This window comes from Komagataeibacter intermedius TF2, from assembly GCF_000964425.1.
In the GTDB taxonomy this organism is placed as follows: Bacteria; Pseudomonadota; Alphaproteobacteria; order Acetobacterales; family Acetobacteraceae; genus Komagataeibacter; species Komagataeibacter intermedius.
The window spans coordinates 55,469-75,294 of record NZ_BANF01000027.1 but is presented as its reverse complement, the minus strand read 5'-3'; the positions used below and the strand labels follow the sequence as shown (position 1 = coordinate 75,294).

The following is a 19,826-nucleotide window of genomic DNA, read 5'->3' as shown; positions in this document are numbered from 1 at the left end:
TTGGGTCATCGCAGGCCGGCCCGCCAATGCACCGTTTCGTCCCGTGTTTCAGGCAGGGCAGGGTGCATGGGAAGAATCGGGTGGATGGCACGGACAGGAAAAAGCCCGCCGATGACCACGATTATGGTCAGAACGATGACAAGCGCCGTCAGTTCCGGACGACTGTCCCGGTTCTGGCCGGCGGATGGGAATAACGGAGCCGCCAGCATGACGCGGATGATGTTCAGGTAATAATACAGCCCGATAATGCTGCCGATGACGAGTACACACACCAGCAGGTCACGCTGGTGTGCGACACCGGTTGCAGCGATCTGGAATTTGGCAAGGAAACCGATGCCGGGCGGAATGCCTGCCAGCGAAAGCAGCATGAGTGTCATGGCCGAAGCCAGGAAGGGACGGCTGGAAAACAGTCCGGTCCATTGCGCGATAACCGTGCCTTCCGGCCCGTCAGGGGGGGCAAAGGCGGTCATGATCGCAAATACGCCCAGCGTACTGGCGCTGTACGCCGCAAGATAAATGGTTATGGCCCCCGCTTGCAGCAGGCCGGGACAGAGGAAGGCGATCAGCAGATATCCGACATGCGCAATGGATGAACAGGCCATGAGCCGGGGAAGGGATGTCTGGCGCAATGCAAGCAGGTTGCCCCCCAGAATGGTCAGGACAATGACGGCGTACAGGATGTCATTAAGGAACGGGGGCTGCTCTTCCGCGCCGAAATAGCGGACAAGTGACGAAAATATCGCAATTTTCGAGACCACGGCCAGAAATGCCGCCACAGGCACGCGGGCGCCTTCCATCACGTCCGGAAGCCACATGTGAAAGGGCACGGCGGACAGCTTGAAGAACATGCCGACAAGGATCATGACCGTGGCAGCCATGGGCAATGCGGCGGGAATATCCCCGGTTGCAACGGGCGGCGCAAAGCGCAGCGATCCCGTCACGCCATAGGCCAGGCCAATCCCGAACAGGAGAATGGCGGACGAAACCCCGGACAGGATCAGGTATTTCATCGCGGCTTCATGCCCTGCCGTGGCAGGACGCCGCCGAAAGGCCACAAGTCCCATGAGGGAGACGCCCAGTAGTTCCAGCCCCATGAAAAAAGGCATGTAATTTGCGCTGAAGACCATGGCCAGCGCGCCAAGCGTGCCCAGCATGAACAGCAGGACATATTCATCCCCCGTCCCGGCCCCTTCATGCGCCGTGTCCCGCCATGACATGAGCAGGATGCACATACTGGAAAACAGGCTCAGGGCGGCTGTGTAGGTCGTCCAGCGATCCTGAATGAACAGGGTGTCACCTTCACTCCCTGACACGCCGCCTGTATGCAACCCTACGACTGCTAGGGCCAGCAGCAGCGTCACCATTCCCCCCAGCAGGCTGCGTCCCGCCGAACGCCGGCATGCCGTGGCTGCCAGCACGATCATGATCCCGAAAGACAGCACCAGCAGCGGTGCGGGCAGGAAAACGTCATGCCCGATCATGGCGCACCATCCTCCCCACCGGTCATGTCCGCAACGGGCAGGGGCAGGGAAAATGTCATGAAAGGCTGCGGATACAGCCCCAGCATGACCACAAGGGCCATGACGCAGGCCAGAACCGCCATCTGCCGGGCGGGCAAATCCGGGCCGGGACGCAGGCCCGCCCGGGGGGCGGCCAGAAATATGCGGTTGACCATCCGCAGCGCGTACATGGCGGCGGGCACCAGCCCCGCGGCTGCCACGGTCGCGAGGGGCGGGCTGACATGCCACGCCGCCAGCAGGACAAGGAACTCGCCCGTGAAATTACCCAGTCCCGGCATGCCAAGTGCGGCCACGGCAAAGAACACGCCCGCGCTGGACAGGCGTGGCATGGCCGCCCACAATCCGCCAATACGGCGCATGTCACGTGTATGCAGCCGGTCCTGTATGGCGCCCGCGATCAGGAAAAGCGCTGCCGTGCTCAGCCCATGGGCCAGCATCTGCATGATTGCCCCCTGCATCCCCATGCGCGATCCGCAAAAGATGCCCAGCAGCACAAACCCCATGTGGCTTACGCTGCTATAGGCGATCAGGCGCTTGACATCATCCTGCGCGAACGACAGCCACGCGCCGTACAGGATACCTGCCACGCCCAGCCCCATGGCGATGGGCGCAAAACGGCTGGCCGCATCGGGAAACAGCATCACGTTGAACCGGATCATGCCATATCCCCCGGTCTTGAGCAGGATCCCCGCCAGCAGCACGCTGGCCGCCGTGGGGGCCTGCGTATGGGCGGCAGGCAGCCAGACATGAACCGGCACGACAGGCAGCTTGACGGCAAAGGCCATGAAGAACCCGACCATGAGCAGCATGGACAGGGCGGGGGACAGCGGCGTGCGCGACAGCGTGACATAGTCAAACGTCAGCACACCCGTTGTCCGGTAATGCGCCATGACCAGTCCCAGGATGGACACCAGCATGAGCAGCCCGCTGCCCTGCGTGAACATGAAAAACGTCATGGCCGCGCGCTGCCTGTCTTCATGCCCCCATGTGGCGATCAGCACGAACATGGGCACCAGCATCAGTTCCCAGAAAAAGAAGAACAGGAACAGGTCGGTGGCAAGGAACGTCCCGATGACGCCCGTAAGCGTTGCAAGGAAAAGGAAGTGGAACGCCCCGGCATTCACCGTGACCTGCCGGGTGGACAGGAATACGCATGGAAAGCACAGAACGAGCGATAGCCAGATCAGCGACAGCGAAAGCCCATCCATGTCCAGCCTGACCGCAATGCCCATGGCGGGAAGCCATGGCATGGAAAAATGCGCCAGCCATGGTCCCGCATGGGGCTGGTGGCCGAACGTGACCAGCGCCAGCAGCAGCGTTTCCATGACCAGCGTCGCAAGCACCACCCACCATGCGGCATCGCGCGATGCGGGTGTGGGGACAGGCCGGATGCGTCCGGCCACCCATGCCACCCCACCGCCCAGAATGGGCAGCAGCACAAGGGCGGGCAGGGCGTTCATGACAGTACGGCCACGGCAAGCGCAACGCACAGGCCGCCTGCAATCCACGCTGCATACCACCGCATGCGGCCATTGTGCAGCCGGTCCAGCAGCAGCGCGCCCCGGTCGCCGATGCTGCCCCCCCATCTGGCCAGCATGTCCAGAAAACCGGCCCGGATCGTGAAAACACGGACGCTGGCGGCCCGCATCAGTCCCCCCGCTGCGGTGCTGGCACGGTCAGGGATGTGCTGCCATATGGCCAGACGATCATGCCGCGCATCCAGTCCCCCGCCGGTGCGGGCACCGTGCATGACGGATGACGGACGCCCCCACAGCATCCATGCAAGCGCAAGCCCTGCAAGGGGAACGATCGCGCCAGCCAGCACAAGCCAGACCGGCTCATCCGCATGCGACAGTGGTGTTGCCGGGTCAAGAAGGGCGCTGAACAGGTGAAGGGAGGGAAGCGTATCAGGCATTTCGATCACTCCACCAAACAGGGACAGAATGCACAGGCAGCCAAGGGGTATGGTCATGAGGCGTGACGTCCGGCCTGCCGCCACGGTTCCCGGTTTCCCGAAAAACACGATGAAAACGCAGCGGAAAATATACAGCGCGGTCAGGAAGGCCCCCAGCAGCGCCATTGCCCATAACGGGTGCCCCGTCACGCTCCAGTCCCGCGTCAGGCCAAAGCGCACGTGCCATACACCCGACAGGATCATTTCCTTGCTGTAGAACCCTGCCGTCACCAGCGGCAGGCCAGCCAGCGCGGACGCTCCCGCAACAAAGGCCACGGTCAGTCCCGGCATGGCGTGGCGCAGGCCGCCAAGGCGGAAAATATCCTGTTCATGGCGCGCGCGCATGATGACGGCGCCCGCCGCAAGGAACAGCAGCGCCTTGAAAAAGGCATGGGTCATCAGGTGGAACAGGGCTGCCTGCCATACCCCGCACCCCAGGGCGAGGAACATGTACCCAACCTGGCTGATCGTGGACCATGCGAGGATCCGCTTGAGATCGGACTGCACCAGCGCCGCGCAGCCCCCCACAAGCAGCGTCAGCGTCCCGAGCACGGCCGTCAGCGCCATGACGGGGGCCGCCATGGCGAACAGGTCATGCAGCCGCGCGATCAGGTAGACGCCCGCGGTTACCATGGTGGCCGCATGGATGAGGGCGGAGGTCGGCGTTGGCCCCGCCATGGCATCCGGCAGCCATGCCTGAAACGGGACCTGCGCCGATTTGGCCAATGCCCCCGCCAGTATGAAGAATGCCGCCATGCTGACGCCGGATGCGGATACCTGCCCGTTCGTCACCGCCGCCAGCACCGCACCAGTGCGCAGGGAACCCGTCGTGGTCGCCAGCAGCAGCAGGCCACACAGCAGTGCCACGTCCCCCACGCGGGTCATGTAGAAGGCCTTGCGGGCAGCGGCGGTATTGGCCGGATCGTCATACCAGAACCCGATCAGCAGGTAGGAACACAGTCCCACGCCTTCCCACCCGATAAACAGGCACAGCAGGTCGGACGCCAGCACCAGAACCAGCATGGCGGCCACGAACAGGGTCATGCAGCCGAAAAAACGCGCGATCCCGGGATCGTCCTGCATGTAGCCCGCGGCATAGACATGGATCAGCAGTCCTACGATCGTGACGACAAGGATCATGACCAGGGAAATCCGGTCCAGCATGAAGGCGATATCCGCTGAAAACCCCGCAACATGCATCCACGGCCACAGCGTCACCTGCACTTCTCCCGTCGCCGGGCCTGACAGAAGGATGACGGATACGATGATGCTCAGGACAGCAGCCATCCCGACCCCGGCGCAGGCGACTGTCCCGACCCCGCGCGCGCCCATCCGGCCTGTGGAGATGAATATGATCAGGGACGCGGCAAGCGGGCAGAGGACAAGAAGGGGGATCAGGAACGTGGCCATGGCCCTATCCTTCCAGAAGGTTGCCGGCATCGGCATCCAGCGTGGGGCGTCCGTGGGCGTGCAGGCGCAGGATGATGGCCAGCCCGACCGCCGTTTCCACGGCGGCAAGGGCAAGGATCAGCACGAACATCACCTGTCCTGTCGCATCATGCCAGCGCGCGCCCGCCGCCACGAATACAAGGGCGGCCGCATTGAGCATGATGTCCAGCGACATCAGCATGAACACCATGTTGCGCCGGACCAGAACGCCCGCCAGCCCGACCGAAAACATGGTGGCCGCCAGCACAAGCGTGTCGTTGAAGGAAAAGGCGGGCATCTCAGTGGCCTCCTTCCCGGTGGCGTCCGATATGAAATGCCGTGACCAGCCCGGCCAGCAGCAGGAACGACACCAGTTCGACCATCAGCACGTAGCGGCCGAACAGGCTGAGACCCACGTCATGTGCCGTAATGGGGACAGGCAGGCGCGCGGGCCCGGAAAGGGGACTGGCGCAGTAAAGAAGTTCCATGCACACGATGGCGGCCAGAACGCCCGGGCCCAGCCACGCGCGCGGGCGCAGCCATTCCTTTTCACGCTGGCTGTCCGGCTGGCCCAGATTGAGCATCATGATGACAAAGATGAACAGCACCATGATCGCCCCGGCATAGATGATGACCTCCAGCATTGCCGCGAACGATGCGCCCAGCATGACCAGGACGACCGAAAGCGCCAGCAGCGTCACAACCAGATACAGCACCGCATGCACCGCCACCCGCCGGGTGATGACCATGATCGCCCCCATGACGGTTATGCCAGCGGCAAGAAGGGCCAGGGCATGCATGGCGGTTACGGCAGCAGGGAGTGGAGATCGACCGGCGGGCGTTCGCGTTCGGCCATGCCGCGCGCCTTGCCGGGAACGGGAATGCCCGCGACAGCGTAGAAACTGTAATCGGGATATTTCCCGGTCCCGCTTATCAGCAGGTCTTCCTTTTCATAGACAAGGCTGGAACGTGCGTATTCGCCCATTTCAAAATCGGGCGTCAGCTGTATGGCGTAGGTGGGGCAGGCTTCCTCACACAGGCCGCAGAAAATGCAGCGGGAGAAATTGATCCGGAAATATTCCGGATACCACCGGCCATCGGCTTCGGTTTTCTGCAGGCTTATGCAGTCCACGGGGCAGGCGACGGCGCACAGGCTGCACGCGACGCACCGCTCCGCCCCGTCGGGATCGCGCGACAGGATGATCCGCCCACGATAACGCGGCGGCAGGTAAGGCTTCTGTTCGGGATACCGCACGGTTGCGCGCCGGTGGAAGGCATGCAGCGCCGTCAGGAACAGGGTGCGCAGGGTATCAAGCATGGGATATGCCTTTGCAGCAGGCGTGTCACAGGGACGCGCGCAGCATGAGGATGGTTCCGGTCGCCATGACATTGAACAGCGAAAGCGGCAGCAGGACCTTCCAGCCCAGCGCCATCAGCTGGTCATAACGCGGGCGGGGCAGGCTTGCCCGCAGCAGGATGAAAAATACCACCACGCCACAGGTCTTGAGCGCGAACCACACGCCAGCAGGCAGCCACGGCCCGCGCCAGCCCCCAAGGTAAAGCGTGGTCACAAGGCAGGAGACAAGGACGATCCCGGCATATTCGGCAATGAAGAACATGCCGAATTTCATGCCTGAATATTCGGTATGGAATCCCGCGCCCAGTTCATTCTCCCCTTCGGGCAGGTCGAAGGGCAGGCGGTGCGTTTCCGCAATGCCCGCCAGCATGAAGACGCCAAAGCCAAGGCATTGCGGGACGATGAACCACAGCCCCGCCTGTGCCGCCACGATATCGCGCAGGCTGAATGACCCGGTCATCATGACCACGCCCAGCAGCGAAAGCCCCATGAAGACCTCGTAGCTGATCATCTGCGCCGCCGCCCGCATGCCTCCCAGCAGCGCGTATTTGCTGTTGGATGACCACCCGGCCAGCACCACGGCATAGACCCCAACCCCCATCATGCCGAGGATGAACAGCAGCCCCACATTCATGTCGCCCGCAATGCCTGCGTGCGCCGTGACGGGAATGACGGCAAAGGACAGCAGTACCGCCATCATGCCGATGGCGGGCGCCGCGACAAACACGCCGCGGTCGGCAAAGGGGGGAACCCAGTCCTGCTTGAACAGGATCTTGGTCCCGTCCGCCACCGCCTGCAGCATGCCGCCCGGTCCCACGCGGTCGGGGCCATGCCGGTCCTGCCATAATCCCAGCAGCCGCCGTTCAACCCATGTCAGCACGGTGGCAAGGCCAAGCAGGACAACGGGCATCAGGACGATGGTGAGGATGACCGGATATGTCATGGCCCGTCCCCTGCGTCCGGCACCGTCTCCAGCCGGGCCATGCGCGGGAAACGGAATGCCCGTGCGACCATATGCGCCGGGCACAGGGCAATGCCCGCAGGCAGTCCGGGCACGGACTGCACCGGCAGGACATGCGGGCCGTCTTCCAGATGCAGCGTCATGTGGCCTGATCCGACCACGCCTGCAGGCAGCCCCAGCGCCGGGGCTGCGGCGCGCGCCATGACGGGGGGCGAGGACATGCTCAGTTCCTCGCTGCCGAACAGGCGCGTATCGGGCAGCACCAGCACGGTATCCGCCCGTGCTGCATACGGCATGGGAATATCCGTGGCGTAGACGTAGGGGCGCCTGGCGTCATCCGGTCCGACGGGGGGAAACAGCCGGATACCGGATGCCCCGCCACGCATGTCCCCCCCGATTTCGTGCTGGAAACGGTTCAGCGCCTGGACCGAATTCCATGGCGATGCCTGATATCCCGAAACCAGTGCGGCTGGCATGTCGGACCCATATGCGCCCTCCATTGAACTGCTGAAGGGACTGTCCGGGCTGGCGGGTGGGGGCTGGTCGCGGACGCTGATGAAGGAACGGATGACGGTCCGCCCGCTGGCGCGGTAGGTCTGGCTGCGCAGTTTCTGGCCGTCCATGCGGTACTGCGCGTCCGGCGCGGCCCCGGTTACGGGGGCAAGGTGGGGAAATGCTGCCGCCAGTGCCGCAAGGACATCATCCAGATCCCGCCAGACGGTCAGGTCCGCCATATGCGGCGTGATCCGTTCAGGGCTTTGGCCCAGCGCCTGTATCCAGCGCCAGCCGGCCTGTATGGGGGCAGGGGGAAAGACAGCCTGAAAGAAACGTTGCGCCCGGCCTTCCTGACTGATGAACGTGCCGGTGCATTCGCTGAAAGTGGCGGCAGGCAGGACAAGGCTTGCGTGCTGGCACAGCGGTGTCACCGTATGGTCGATCACGACAATATCCGGGACAGCCGCCACAAGGTCCGCGACATCCGCCGGGGACAGGTGGCGGGTCAGGTCATTTTCCACGACGACCAGCGTGGAAATCGCGCCGGTCCGGGCCTGTTCCATTACCGTTTCCAGCGGCAGGCCTCCCATCATGGCCAGCCCCATGCTGTTGCATTCCGGCAGGACCAGCGACAGGCCCGCAGAAGGCGTGGCGCGCGCAAGGGCCGCAGCGATGCTGGCGGCGGCCTGCATGAGCGCAGGCGACCCGTACTGCATGCCCGATACGACCAGCGGCGTCCGGGCACCCATAAGCGTTCTGGCAATGCGGGCGGCAAGCCGTGCGTCATCTGGCATCATATCCGCGACGGGCGGGGCGGCGGGATCGATTTCATGGGCGATGGCGAAGCCCAGCCGTGCAATGTCATCGGGGGCGGCGCGCACGCTGTCGGCCGCCACGTCATCCAGCGCGGTTGGCGCGGGTGTCAGGACATGCAGCGCGGATGGGCATTCAGCCCCCAGCGTGCGCACCGCCGCATCCATCCAGCGTGGTACCTTTGCCTGATCCGCCGTATGGAAGGATGGCTGGCGCACCGACTGTCGCAGCGCAAGGCCCAGCCGGGGGGCGGTGGCGTAAACGTCCTCGCCCAGTACCAGCACCGCGTCGGCGCTTTCCATGTCATGGATGGTGGGCAGCCTGCCCGGGTGGCGGCCAAGCAGGGCGCGGGCCAGTTCCGCGCATGACTGTTCCTGCCGCGTCTGGCCGGTGGAAAAATGCTGCGGTCCCACCAGCGCATGCAGGCTGAAACAGGTTTCCAGCGCGGCGCGGGGGGACGCGATGCCCACGATCCGGCCATCCGCCGCCATGCGTGCAAAACGTGCAAGGGCATCGGCTACGGGAATGGACACCTGCTGGCCGTCAGTGGCGCGCAATGGCGTGCGGATACGCGTCGGCGCATTGACGAAGCCATGCCCGAACCGCCCCCGGTCACACAGCACGTAGCGGTTGATGTCCGTATTGTAGCGGTTGAGGATACGGCGGACCGTTTCCCCGCGCGCATTGACAATGGTGTTGCAGCCCACCGCGCAGTGCACGCAGACCGAGGGCGCGCCCCGCATGTCCCACTTGCGGGTATAGGTGGAGGAAAACGGCTTGTCGGTAAATACGCCGGTCGGGCAGATTTCCACCAGGTTGCCGCTGAAGGCGTTTTCAAGCGTGCCATCCGCCGCCCGGCCAAAATACACATGATCGTGCGAGGCAAAGGCCGCCAGATCATCCCCGCCCGCGTAATCACGGTAAAAACGTACGCAGCGGTAGCAGGCGATGCAGCGGTTCATTTCGTGCTTCACGAACGGACCGAGGTCCTGATTACGGTGGGTCCGCTTCGTGAAGCGGTAGCGGCGGGTGTTGTGCCCGGTCATGACCGTCATGTCCTGCAGGTGGCATTCGCCGCCTTCCTCGCACACGGGGCAGTCATGGGGGTGGTTGACCATCATCCATTCGATCACGCTGGCGCGGAAGTCGCGGGCTTCGGTATCGTCAATGGAGACGATGGTATCTTCGCCAACGGGGGTCATGCAGGCCATCACGATACGGCCTTTCGTATCATCGGGACCACTGAACTGCCTGATGGCGCACTGGCGGCATGCCCCGACGGAACCGAGTTCGGGATGCCAGCAGAAGTAAGGCAGGCTGGCCCCGGCTTCCAGGCAGGCCTGCAGCAGGTTGATGCCGGTACGGGTCGGGCACTCTTTGCCGTCTATGTAGATGCGGGTCATGACAGTGCTCCCTGTCGTGTGCTTACGCCGCCATGCGCAGCGGGCAGCGGCCGTGCCGGATGTGGTCGGTGAAATCCGCGGCAAACAGTTTCAGCCCGCTGGCCAGTGGCGCCATCGCCCCCGGCGCATGGGCGCAGAAGGTCCGGCCCGGCGCGCCCAGCATGCGGGCATGGCGGGCAAGCTGGTCCATGTCGTCTGCCTGTCCCATGCCGTCCTCGATCGCGGACAGCAGGCGTTCCACCCACGGCAACCCGTCACGGCATGGCGTGCACCACCCGCAGGATTCCTGTGCGAAGAAATGTTCAAGGTTACGGATCATGCCGATGGGGCAAGTCCGGTCATCGAGAATGATGGCCATGCCGGTCCCAAGCCGGCTGCCCGCCTTTTCCACCGATCCGTAATCCATGGCGACATCAAGCGACGTGGCGTCAAGGAAGGCGGTGGATGCCCCGCCGGGCAGCAGGGCGCGCAGGCGGTAGCCGGGCAGCATGCCGCCTGCATGTTCCTCAATGATCTGGCGCAGCGGCGTGCCGATCGGCAGTTCCCATGCCCCCGGCTTCGCCACCCGGCCGCTTGCGCCATAGATCTTGGTGCCGCCATCCTCCCCCAGCCCGAGCCCCGCGAACCATTCCGGCCCATTGGCGATGATATGGGGCAGGTTGCACAGTGTCTCGACATTGTTCACGACACTTGGCGCGCCCCACAGGCCGCCGGTCTGGGGAAAGGGCGGCTTGCTGCGGGGCGTGGCGCGGCGACCTTCCAGCGCGGTCAGCAGGGCGGTTTCCTCGCCGCATATGTAGCGCCCGGCGCTGGAATGGACATGGATGTCAAAACTGAAGCCGGAGCCAAGGATATTCTCCCCCAGCCAGCCTTGCTGCCGTGCCTCTCCGATTGCATGGTGCAGGCGGGTGCAGGCAAGATGGTATTCCCCCCGCAGGAAGACGATGCCATGTCCCGCCTGCACGCCATAAGCCGCAAGGATCATCCCCTCGACCAGTTGCAGCGGATTGCCCTCAAGCAAAAGGCGGTCCTTGAAGGTGCCCGGTTCCATTTCATCGGCATTGGCGATCAGGTATTTGCGGCGTGCGGATGCGGGATCTTCTGGCACGAAGCTCCATTTCTGCCCGGTGCTGAACCCGGCCCCCCCACGCCCGCGCAGTTTCGAGCGTGTCACCATGTCGATGATGTCAGCCGGGGCAAGGCCACCCAGCGCCCTGCGGGCTGCCTGCCAGCCGCCAGCGCGCCCGTATGCCGCGCAGTCCGGTGGCCCGGCGGCGGGGTCGATCATGGCGGTCAGGGGCCGTTCGGATGGGGGCGTCATGGCGTGTTCCTCAGCATGTCGATCAGGTGGTCGAGGCAGGCCGTATCCACATCGCCATGCAGGGTGCTGTCCACCAGCATGGCCGGGGCATGGTCACAATGCCCGATACAAACGGTGGGCAGTACGGTGATGGTGTTGTCCGCCGTGGTTTCCCCCGGCTGGATGCCCAGTGCCCGGCATAGATGGGCGCAGAGCGGTTCGCGACCCATGATCCAGCACGACACGCTGTCACACAGCATGATGACATGCCGCCCGACCGGCCGGCGGAACAGCAGGTTGAAATAGGTGGCAATGCCATCCAGATCATCGGCCGACATGCCCAGCAGGCCAGCCACCTCGCACAGATGTCCGGTGCTGACCCAGCCAAAGCGGGCCTGCACCAGCCGCAGCGCCGCGACAGCCGCCCCGCGCGGGTGTGGTTCCTGCGCCGCGAGGCCCAGGATTTCCGCCCGCAGGCGTGCGGGCAGGGAGGCGTCAGCGGTCGACATCGGCCATCACGAAATCAATGCTGCCCAAAATCGCGATCAGGTCCGCGATCATGATGCCACGACTGAGCAGCGGGATCATCTGCAGGTGGGCAAATGACGGGGTGCGGATGCGGGTACGGTACGATGTGGTGCCCCCATCGCTGATCAGCGTATAGGTATTCACGCCTTTCGTGGCTTCGATGCTGGCCCGGGCTTCCCCCGGTGGAATGACCGGCCCCCAGCTGACGCTGAGGAAATGGTGGATCAGGGTTTCGATGTCATGCATCGTCTGCGCCTTTGGCGGCGGGGTGGTCAGCGGGTGGTCCGCCTTGACCGGGCCTGCGGGCATGTTGTCCACGCACTGGCGGATGATGCGCAGGCTCTGGCGCATTTCTTCCACATGCACGGCAATCCGGTCATGGCAGTCGCCATGCGTGCCGGTGGGAATGTCGAATTCAAGTTGATCGTAACAGGCGTACGGCGCATGCCTGCGGTAATCCCACTCCCGCCCCGTGGCGCGCAGTCCCGGCCCGGTGACACCCCATTCAACGGCTTCCGCCGTGGTGTAGGCGCCGATCCCCTTCGTCCGGGCGCGGAAGATTGGGTTGCGCATGACCATCGCATCGTATTCGTCCAGCCGCCGCGGCAGGTCATGAAGGAAGGCGCGGATCAGTCCGTCCCACCCTTCGGGCAGGTCCATGGCCACGCCGCCAATGCGGAACCAGGCGGGGTGCATGCGGAAGCCGCAGATCGCCTCGATAATCCCGAATACGCGTTCGCGGTCGGTAAACATGTAGAACACCGGCGAAAGCTGTCCCACATCCTGCGCCATGGTGCCGTAGAAGACGAGGTGGCTGGCGATGCGGAACAGTTCCGCCAGCATGACGCGGATCATCTGCGCGCGGGGCGGCACGGTGATCCCGGCCAGCGTCTCGACCGCCATGACGTAGGGGAAATTGTTCATGACCCCGCCAAGGTAGTCCACCCGGTCGGTATAGGGGATATAGCTGTGCCATGTCTGGCGTTCGCCCATTTTTTCCGCGCCACGGTGGTGGAAGCCGATATCGGGCACGGCATCGACAATCCGCTCGCCCTCCAGTTGCAGCATGATGCGGAACACCCCGTGCACGCTGGGATGGTTGGGCCCGAGGTTGAGGAACATGAAGTCGCTATGGTCGCCATGCCGCCGCATGCCCCATGCGGACGGGTCGAAGCGCAGGGCGTCCTGCTCGCGTGCTTCATGGTCTTCCGTCAGGCTGTAGGGCGGCATTTCGGTGGCGCGGGCATGGTGGTCCCTGCGCAACGGGTGCCCGGTCCATGTGGGCGGGGTCAGGATGCGGCGCAGGCAGGGATGGTCATGGAAATGGATGCCGAACAGGTCCCATACCTCGCGTTCATACCAGTTGGCGTTGGGCCACAGGTCACAGATGCTGGGTACGGCAGGGGCATCCGCGCCAAGGGGCACCTTGATCCGTACCTCATCCGTGCTGCTGGCGAGCGAGATCAGGTGATAGACGACCGTGAACGCGGCCTGTGGCTGTCCCGCGCGGTGGGCGCGTTCGCGTTCGTCTATGGCTGTCAGGTCCAGCAGCATGAGGCAGGCGGCGGACGATGCCTTCAGCGCCGCCAGAAGCGGGCGCAGGTCGACCGCCGCAATCCAGATGGTGCAGACACCATCGCATGTGGATTGTGTGGCCATCGCCCCGTTGGGCAGGTGGTCGGTTATCTGTTCCACAAGGCCCCGGTTACGGGCTGGCGACACGAGGGTGGTCATGGCATCATATCCCGTCGGGCGTGCGCAGGTCGCGCATGCCCTGGCGGTGGGCGCGCTTTTCATCACGCAGGCTGGGCGGCGTGACGGGTTCGGCACCCTGTGGTCCCACCAGCCAGCTTAGCGGCCTGCGGCGCGCGCCGATGGATTTCTGCAGCAGCAGCAGCCCCTCCAGCAGGGCTTCGGGGCGGGGAGGGCAGCCGGGGACATACACATCCACCGGCAGGAAGCTGTCCACGCCCTGCACGACGCTGTAAATATCGTACATGCCGCCGGAATTGGCGCATGACCCCATGGAAATCACCCATCGTGGTTCCAGCATCTGGTCATACAGATGCTGGATGACCGGGGCCATCTTGACGAACACGGTGCCGGAAATGACGATCAGGTCGGCTTCGCGTGGTGTCGCGCGCAGCACTTCGGAGCCGAAGCGGGCAATGTCGAAGCGGCTGGTGAACGCTGTCGCCATTTCCACATAACAGCATGACAGGCCGAAATTCAGTGGCCAGATGGAGTTCTTCTGTCCCCACGCCACGAAATCCTGCAACCGGCCCATGACAAGGTTGCGGCGGACCGTTTCGCTGAAGCTGGGCGCGGGCGGCGTTGCCCCCTTGGTGTCGGGCGATGACAGGAACCAGTTCATGGGGCACGGTCCTTTCCACCATGGGCGATCGGTCGGGAGGCGGTCAGCCGTTGCCGTGGCCCCCAGTTCAGCGCACCGGCACGCCACAGATAGGCAAGGGATATGGCAAGGAAAACGGTAAAGAGAACGGCCGCGCCATAACCGACCCATCCGGTTTCGGTCACGACCGTTGCCCATGTCATGAGAATGGCCGTTTCAACATCAAATATGACAAAAAACATGGCCAGCAGGTAATACTGCACAGGCAGCCGCAGGTGGGCCGACCCTGTTGGCCGGATACCGGATTCAAAGGGCATGGACATGGCGCGGCCACGTGCCGCGCCACGGCGCCGGGTGCCGGTTATGGCGGACAGGCCCAGCATGCAGGCCAATAGCATGGCTATGACTGCTGCATAGGTGAAGACAGGCCATATATTGGAAGCATGTTCCATGAACGGCATTCCGTTTCTGTCTGTTTTATTTGGCCGGAAGTCGTCTTGTGTAATGGTATCCGTATTGACGGGCGTTCATTGCCACGGGCGCACGGGAACAGGCTTATGTTCCCCCTGATATTCCGGCGCGGATGCATGGTACGCCAGAATATGCTGCCAAGTGCCTATACGTTGTGGTGAAAGGGAAGTTCCGGTCAGGTCATGCAAGTTTTCATGCATGTGCAGGGATATATGGCAGACGTGTCGTCTTGCCTGCGAATGCCGTGTCTCCGTATCATGCCCGCATCAGGACGCTGGCTGCCAACAGGAACGATATGACCGTATACCCCGTGCTTTACAGTTTCCGCCGCTGTCCTTATGCCATGCGGGCGCGGCTGGCCCTGCTGTCCGCCGGGGTAAAATGTGAAATACGCGAAGTAAAACTGGCGCAGAAACCTGCCTGCATGCTGCGGGTTTCGCCCAAGGGAACGGTGCCTGTCCTTGTCCTGCCGGATCAGGCCATTATTGATGAAAGTCTGGATATCATGCGATGGGCCCTGGGGCGGCATGATCCACAGCACTGGCTGGCCAATGTCCGCAATGACCTGATTGCGTATAACGATGGTCCGTTTAAATACCATCTGGATCGTTACAAATATGCCAGCCGTCATCACTCCGACCCCGTGCATCACCGGGCCGAGGCACTGAAGGGACTGGAGCAGCTTGACGCCGCCATGGGGGCGAACCGTTTTCTGCATGGTGACCGGCCGGGCCTGACCGATGCCGCCGTGGCGCCCTTCGTGCGGCAGTTCGCTGCAACAGACCCGCACTGGTTTGCCACAGCCTGCCCGGATGGGGTGCAGGAATGGATGCGGGCCTTTGTGGCCCTGCCGGTATTTGATCGCGCCATGCGCCGCCTGTCGCCCTGGCAGGCAGGGGATGTGCCGGTCCTGTTTGACTGACCCACTGTAAATATCCATGTGCTGACGGGAAACCCGTGCCGGGCGACATCCGTTATCGGGCGCAGGCCATGCTGCCGCTTCTCTTGTCATCCTGGACAGGGGAGGACGGTTTCGTACTGGCCGATGGATAAAAATGAAGGCAATAAAAATGATAAAAATGCTCGCCTTGTTTTTTTCATGAATAAGTAAAAATAACCCACTTTCATATAAAACTGAAATGATGATGAATGCCGCCTGTATCGTCACGCGCCATGCGTGGCGGCGCATGCCGTACTCATATGTCATGCGCATCTGTGCGTATGACGTGTCTTGGATCGTCCCCTGAAGCCATGAGGTCTTGGGCATGCGCGTTCCCTCCGGATTTTTTTTACTGTCATATTTTTATTGGTGTTCTGATTTCGTCATATGCAGGTACGGTCGGACGGCAATGATAGTGTTGGTCCGCACTGTCGTGTGTCTGGGGCTGTTCCTGTCCGTTGCTGTTCCCGCCCGGGCGGCGGATGTGGATGCAACCCGGACAACTGTAGTACAGGACAGCAAGCCGCATGAATATCCCGGCTGGGTGCGCAGGATACTGGGCACAAAAGCGGATACACACAAGCTGCCGGAAGTCTCCAACCCCACGCCGTATGCCGAAACGCAGCCGACGACGCCCTTTTATGAAACAACCCCCGGCTTCCTGAACGCGCCCTATGGGCCGCCATCATTCGGTCCGCCGTTTGGCACCACGCATCTGCTGGGGGATTGGGGTGGTGTCCAGCCGTGGCTGCAGAACCGTGGGCTTTATCTGGCGGTTGACGTTTATGAAGATCTGGCCGGTAACGTGGCAGGTGGCAAAAAGCGGGATTATACCGTTGCGGGACAGGTTGGCGCCACGCTGGATGTCGACTGGAACAGGGTGCTTCATTCCCGCGCATGGACACGGGACCTGTGGCTGCACATGCTGGTGGTCAACGGACATGGCCGGAACCTGAGCCGGCTGTTTGGCGATAACAGTAACCAGGTCCAGCAGATTTACGGCAGCCGTGGCAATGTGATCGCGCATCTTGTCTGGGCGTATTTTGAAAAGGGATGGCTTGACCGCAGGGTGGACCTGTCGGTTGGCTGGATCCCTACCGGGGTGTTTTTCCAGAATTCGCCATGGGTCTGCAACTTCATGAACGTGTGGCTGTGTGGCGGGGAAAGTCCGACCAAGTTCCTGCGCGGGGGACGGGGCTGGCCTTCGGGAAATATTGGCGGTGTCCTGCGTGTCATGCCGATAAAGCAGCTTTATGTCATGGGGGGACTGTTTGCCGTATCCCCCCATAACTACAACGGGGGTATCTCGGGCTGGTCATGGGCGCAGGACGGGTTGGGCAAGCTGTCGACACAGGCTGAAATCGGCTGGATCCCCGCCTTTGGCCGGGACCACCTGGCGGGGCATTACAAGCTGGGCGCCATGTATGATAATGCGCGCTACGATGACCTGTATGAAGACATCCACGGCAATTCATGGGTGCTGACGGGACAGCCAGCCCGAAGGCAGAGCGGTCAGACCTCGGTCTGGGTCATCGTGGACCAGATGCTTGTCCGGCGGGGGGCGGGGGAGATGAATGGTCTGATACTTGGTGGATACTATGCCTATGCTTCGGGGCAGACATCACAGATCAACCACAGCTTTATGGCGGTCCTTATGGATACGGGCGCCCTGTGGCATCGTCCGCTGGATAGCGTGGGGATTGCGTTCCTGTGGGCTGGTTTCAGCCGTTCAGCCATCCTGTCGCAGGAAGCGGCGGCAGGCCGCGGCCTTGCCCTGCCGGGGGGAAATTTCGGCGTGCCGTATGGCATTCAGGGGCATGAAACGATCTATGAAGCCTATTATGGGTTCCATATTGCGGACGGCCTGTCGATCAAGCCCGATTTCCAGTATGTCAATCATGTCGGGGGGACGACGGTGTTCAGGGATGCCGTGGTGCTGAGCACCGCCATGAATGTTGCTTTCTGACAGGTTTACTTTTATTTGATATTTTTATTAAATTACATAACTTTTTAAATCTTTTTCCTGAATTGTGCATTTTTTTACTGACCTGCCGCATTCTGTGGCGTGTGATCTGAAAAAGAAAGAGGGCTTTCATGTCTCTTGTCGGTAAGGTGGCTGTTGTCACGGGTGCGGCACAGGGTATCGGGCGTGGCATTGCGTTGCGTCTGGCGCGTGACGGGGCGGATCTGGTGGTGGTGGATATCGCGCAGGATCGGCTGGACGGGGTGTGCGAAGACATACAGGCGCTTGGCCGCAAGGTTATTGCGGTTGCAGCTGATATCAGCGTGCGTGATCAGGTCTTTGCCGTGATTGAGCAGGCGGTGCAGCACTTTGGCGGTGTTGACATCATGGTCAATAATGCTGGCGTGGCGCAGGTCAGGGCACTTGTGGATGTGACGCCGGAGGATATGGGGCGGATTTTCCAGATCAACGTCAATGGAACATTATGGGGAATTCAGGCAGCCGCCCAGGCATTCAGGAAACTGGAGCGCAGGGGAAAGATCATCAATGCCTGTTCCATTGCAGGACATGAAGGCTATGCTTTTCTGGGCGTCTATTCCGCCACCAAGTTTGCAGTCAGGGGATTGACGCAGGCGGCGGCAAAGGAACTGGCCCCCCATGGCATTACGGTAAACGCCTATTGCCCCGGCGTGGTGGGAACCGACATGTGGGTGGAGATAGACAGGCGCATGGCGGAAGCGACCGGCGCGGAAATCGGCGCAACCTATCGGAAATATGTTAACGGCATCGCCCTTGGTCGGGCGGAAACTCCCGATGATGTCGCCGCTTTTGTCGCATGGCTTGCCTGCGCGGATTCAGATTATATGACAGGCCAATCGGTCCTGATTGATGGCGGGCTTGTGTTTCGCTGATCATGGTCCCTGATTATTCGTGCCGGATCTGTGGTGGGTGGCTGGTTGTATGGCGCCCTGAGAGGATATGGGATCGGAATTATGTCACGTAATAGATTTTAACGGATCCATATCCTGTTCAGCTGCCCTCAGGACACTGTCCTTTCATAACGGGGCGCATGGTGCAGGGAACAGAAAAAGGGGTGTATTATCAGGCGGATGGCAGGAAGAGTGGTCGCCGGACCATGCGACCCTCGTTCCCGCCATAGTGACGGGGTCAGTTGTTGCTTTCCCGCCGGGCTGCGCCATAACGACGCATGGCCCACAGGCCTGCCCCCGAACATGCAAGCATGATCAGGCCTATGCCGCCTGTCCCAACGACCGTTTTCCAGATGACGGCAATGGGGGCTGGGGCCACCAGTTTCGTTTCATGCATCATGTGCAGCCACTGGAAGGTCCATTCCCCCCGGCGTATCTGGCCCGGATCACGGCTGATATGCACGTGCTCCGTATGGGGATCATACTGGACGGTGGCGGGGTGATTGGGACCATACGCGGGCAGGACCACTTCAAATGCCTGCTGTGCCGGCTGTTCACCCAGCTGGACAGATAACAGGGCTGCTTCAGGCATCTGGCGTTTCAGCGCAGCCAGCCCGGTATCCAGCCCCGTTTCCCCTGCAACGGAGGGAAGAGCCGTATGGTGAGGGTGGCCGTGCCGGTGGTGGTCGGGGCCGTTGATGCCAAATAGCGGGCGCGCGAAAGGAAATGCCAGAATGGCCCCGCTCAGTGACAGGAAAAGGAGAATGAAGGAAAGCCAGAACCCCAGGCTGACATGTATTTCACGCCACAGGCGCAATCCACGGGCGCGGCGGCTGACGATCATGGTCCTGCGCCATTTCCCGTTCTGCCACAGGGCGGGATGTGGCCACCATATGATCAGCCCCGTACAGGCCAGCAGGCTGAGTACAACGCCCATGATGCCTGTTGCCGTCTGGCCATAGGGCAGCAGGAACAGGTCTGCATGCACATTGTGCAGGAAGCGGATATATGTCGGCACAACGTAGGTGTTGATGACGGACGGATGGTAGGGATTGACGAATACCTCGAAGGTCGGATGCCGTTCCCCTGCCGGTCCATAGGTCACCATGGCGCTATCGCCATTCCAGCGCGCGGGGTTGAGGCGCAGCGGGATCATGCCCGCGGGCGCATGGGGGCGGGAGGCGGCGACCATGGCTTCAGCCCCGGCCAGCGCACCACTATCCGTAACATGCGGGCGTTCTGGCAACAGCAGGGGAAGGATGATCAGCAGTGTCCCGGTCAGTCCCTGCAATGCAAGGGGCAGCATGAGGAAAAGTCCCATCCAGCGATGGATTTTACGAAATGCGCTGCTCATTTTCCCCATATGTCCGTGCCTGTGGCAATGGTATCATGACATAATCGGGGGCACCAA

The 19,826-nt window shown here is 62.3% G+C and carries 17 protein-coding genes; 3 read left to right on the top strand and 14 right to left on the bottom strand.

Annotated features, from left to right (window positions below; translation table 11 throughout):
- Window positions 1–5 precede the first annotated feature (5 nt).
- From B7449_RS04915 to B7449_RS04855, 13 genes are read right to left on the bottom strand one after another with little or no spacing between them, the layout of a single operon-like run.
- The gene (locus B7449_RS04915) at window positions 6–1,481 is read right to left on the bottom strand and encodes an NADH-quinone oxidoreductase subunit N (protein ID WP_039734396.1); all 1,476 of its coding nucleotides are present in this window, start codon (window positions 1,479–1,481) and stop codon (window positions 6–8) included.
- A complete protein-coding gene (locus B7449_RS04910; protein ID WP_039734397.1) occupies window positions 1,478–2,980 on the bottom strand; it encodes a complex I subunit 4 family protein in 1,503 nt (500 codons plus the stop codon). Before B7449_RS04910 ends, B7449_RS04915 begins: the two co-directional genes overlap by 4 nt.
- Window positions 2,977–4,884: an NADH-quinone oxidoreductase subunit L gene (gene nuoL, locus B7449_RS04905; protein WP_039734398.1), complete on the bottom strand. Its 1,908-nt coding sequence runs from the start codon at window positions 4,882–4,884 to the stop codon at window positions 2,977–2,979. The genes B7449_RS04910 and nuoL overlap by 4 nt, the downstream gene beginning before the upstream one ends.
- A gap of 4 nt (window positions 4,885–4,888) precedes the next feature.
- Window positions 4,889–5,200 carry an NADH-quinone oxidoreductase subunit NuoK gene (nuoK, locus tag B7449_RS04900; protein WP_039734399.1) on the bottom strand — a complete coding sequence of 104 codons (312 nt, stop codon included), beginning with the start codon at window positions 5,198–5,200 and terminating at the stop codon, window positions 4,889–4,891.
- 1 nt (window position 5,201) lies between these two features.
- Window positions 5,202–5,702 carry an NADH-quinone oxidoreductase subunit J gene (gene nuoJ, locus B7449_RS04895; protein ID WP_039734400.1) on the bottom strand — a complete coding sequence of 167 codons (501 nt, stop codon included), beginning with the start codon at window positions 5,700–5,702 and terminating at the stop codon, window positions 5,202–5,204.
- Window positions 5,703–5,707: 5 nt separating this feature from the next.
- Complete coding sequence (gene nuoI / locus B7449_RS04890) at window positions 5,708–6,220, bottom strand: NADH-quinone oxidoreductase subunit NuoI (RefSeq protein WP_039734401.1); 513 nt, start codon at window positions 6,218–6,220, stop codon at window positions 5,708–5,710.
- 25 nt (window positions 6,221–6,245) lie between these two features.
- Window positions 6,246–7,202, bottom strand: a complete 957-nt coding sequence (gene nuoH / locus B7449_RS04885) for an NADH-quinone oxidoreductase subunit NuoH (protein ID WP_039734402.1) — start codon at window positions 7,200–7,202, stop codon at window positions 6,246–6,248.
- Window positions 7,199–9,931 (bottom strand): NADH-quinone oxidoreductase subunit NuoG, encoded by a 2,733-nt coding sequence (gene nuoG, locus B7449_RS04880; protein ID WP_039734403.1) that lies wholly within the window; start codon window positions 9,929–9,931, stop codon window positions 7,199–7,201. The genes nuoH and nuoG overlap by 4 nt, the downstream gene beginning before the upstream one ends.
- 22 nt (window positions 9,932–9,953) lie before the next feature.
- Window positions 9,954–11,252 (bottom strand): complex I 51 kDa subunit family protein, encoded by a 1,299-nt coding sequence (locus tag B7449_RS04875; protein WP_039734404.1) that lies wholly within the window; start codon window positions 11,250–11,252, stop codon window positions 9,954–9,956.
- Complete coding sequence (gene nuoE / locus B7449_RS04870) at window positions 11,249–11,740, bottom strand: NADH-quinone oxidoreductase subunit NuoE (protein ID WP_039734405.1); 492 nt, start codon at window positions 11,738–11,740, stop codon at window positions 11,249–11,251. Before nuoE ends, B7449_RS04875 begins: the two co-directional genes overlap by 4 nt.
- On the bottom strand, window positions 11,727–13,493 hold the full coding sequence (gene nuoC, locus B7449_RS04865; RefSeq protein WP_039734440.1) for an NADH-quinone oxidoreductase subunit C/D: 1,767 nt from the start codon (window positions 13,491–13,493) through the stop codon (window positions 11,727–11,729). The genes nuoE and nuoC overlap by 14 nt, the downstream gene beginning before the upstream one ends.
- 4 nt (window positions 13,494–13,497) lie before the next feature.
- Window positions 13,498–14,133, bottom strand: coding sequence for a NuoB/complex I 20 kDa subunit family protein (locus B7449_RS04860; protein ID WP_039734406.1), 636 nt, complete (start codon window positions 14,131–14,133; stop codon window positions 13,498–13,500).
- Window positions 14,130–14,564: an NADH-quinone oxidoreductase subunit A gene (locus B7449_RS04855; RefSeq protein WP_039734441.1), complete on the bottom strand. Its 435-nt coding sequence runs from the start codon at window positions 14,562–14,564 to the stop codon at window positions 14,130–14,132. Before B7449_RS04855 ends, B7449_RS04860 begins: the two co-directional genes overlap by 4 nt.
- 314 nt (window positions 14,565–14,878) lie before the next feature.
- On the opposite strand from B7449_RS04855, the gene B7449_RS04850 reads away from it, so the two are divergent.
- From B7449_RS04850 to B7449_RS04840, 3 genes are all read left to right on the top strand, one after another.
- Window positions 14,879–15,505 carry a glutathione S-transferase gene (locus tag B7449_RS04850; RefSeq protein ID WP_039734407.1) on the top strand — a complete coding sequence of 209 codons (627 nt, stop codon included), beginning with the start codon at window positions 14,879–14,881 and terminating at the stop codon, window positions 15,503–15,505.
- A 427-nt stretch (window positions 15,506–15,932) separates the two neighbouring features.
- Window positions 15,933–17,489 carry a carbohydrate porin gene (locus tag B7449_RS04845; protein ID WP_039734408.1) on the top strand — a complete coding sequence of 519 codons (1,557 nt, stop codon included), beginning with the start codon at window positions 15,933–15,935 and terminating at the stop codon, window positions 17,487–17,489.
- Window positions 17,490–17,617: 128 nt separating this feature from the next.
- Window positions 17,618–18,397 carry an acetoin reductase gene (locus tag B7449_RS04840; RefSeq protein ID WP_039734409.1) on the top strand — a complete coding sequence of 260 codons (780 nt, stop codon included), beginning with the start codon at window positions 17,618–17,620 and terminating at the stop codon, window positions 18,395–18,397.
- Between the two features lie 256 nt (window positions 18,398–18,653).
- On the opposite strand, the gene B7449_RS04835 is transcribed toward B7449_RS04840, so the two are convergent.
- The gene (locus tag B7449_RS04835) at window positions 18,654–19,769 is read right to left on the bottom strand and encodes a PepSY-associated TM helix domain-containing protein (protein ID WP_082084763.1); all 1,116 of its coding nucleotides are present in this window, start codon (window positions 19,767–19,769) and stop codon (window positions 18,654–18,656) included.
- Window positions 19,770–19,826: the final 57 nt, after the last annotated feature.

Bases quoted from the DNA above. Each gene is read 5' to 3' on its own strand.
- B7449_RS04915 (WP_039734396.1), bottom strand. From the start codon at position 1,481: ATGATCGGGCATGACGTTTTCCTGCCCGCACCGCTGCTGGTGCTGTCT.
- nuoE (WP_039734405.1), bottom strand. From the start codon at position 11,740: ATGTCGACCGCTGACGCCTCCCTGCCCGCACGCCTGCGGGCGGAAATC.
- B7449_RS04835 (WP_082084763.1), bottom strand. From the start codon at position 19,769: ATGAGCAGCGCATTTCGTAAAATCCATCGCTGGATGGGACTTTTCCTC.
- B7449_RS04860 (WP_039734406.1), bottom strand. From the start codon at position 14,133: ATGAACTGGTTCCTGTCATCGCCCGACACCAAGGGGGCAACGCCGCCC.
- B7449_RS04850 (WP_039734407.1), top strand. From the start codon at position 14,879: ATGACCGTATACCCCGTGCTTTACAGTTTCCGCCGCTGTCCTTATGCC.
- B7449_RS04840 (WP_039734409.1), top strand. From the start codon at position 17,618: ATGTCTCTTGTCGGTAAGGTGGCTGTTGTCACGGGTGCGGCACAGGGT.
- B7449_RS04855 (WP_039734441.1), bottom strand. From the start codon at position 14,564: ATGGAACATGCTTCCAATATATGGCCTGTCTTCACCTATGCAGCAGTC.
- nuoC (WP_039734440.1), bottom strand. From the start codon at position 13,493: ATGACCACCCTCGTGTCGCCAGCCCGTAACCGGGGCCTTGTGGAACAG.
- B7449_RS04875 (WP_039734404.1), bottom strand. From the start codon at position 11,252: ATGACGCCCCCATCCGAACGGCCCCTGACCGCCATGATCGACCCCGCC.
- nuoJ (WP_039734400.1), bottom strand. From the start codon at position 5,702: ATGCATGCCCTGGCCCTTCTTGCCGCTGGCATAACCGTCATGGGGGCG.
- B7449_RS04910 (WP_039734397.1), bottom strand. From the start codon at position 2,980: ATGAACGCCCTGCCCGCCCTTGTGCTGCTGCCCATTCTGGGCGGTGGG.
- B7449_RS04845 (WP_039734408.1), top strand. From the start codon at position 15,933: ATGATAGTGTTGGTCCGCACTGTCGTGTGTCTGGGGCTGTTCCTGTCC.
- nuoK (WP_039734399.1), bottom strand. From the start codon at position 5,200: ATGCCCGCCTTTTCCTTCAACGACACGCTTGTGCTGGCGGCCACCATG.
- nuoG (WP_039734403.1), bottom strand. From the start codon at position 9,931: ATGACCCGCATCTACATAGACGGCAAAGAGTGCCCGACCCGTACCGGC.
- nuoI (WP_039734401.1), bottom strand. From the start codon at position 6,220: ATGCTTGATACCCTGCGCACCCTGTTCCTGACGGCGCTGCATGCCTTC.
- nuoH (WP_039734402.1), bottom strand. From the start codon at position 7,202: ATGACATATCCGGTCATCCTCACCATCGTCCTGATGCCCGTTGTCCTG.
- nuoL (WP_039734398.1), bottom strand. From the start codon at position 4,884: ATGGCCACGTTCCTGATCCCCCTTCTTGTCCTCTGCCCGCTTGCCGCG.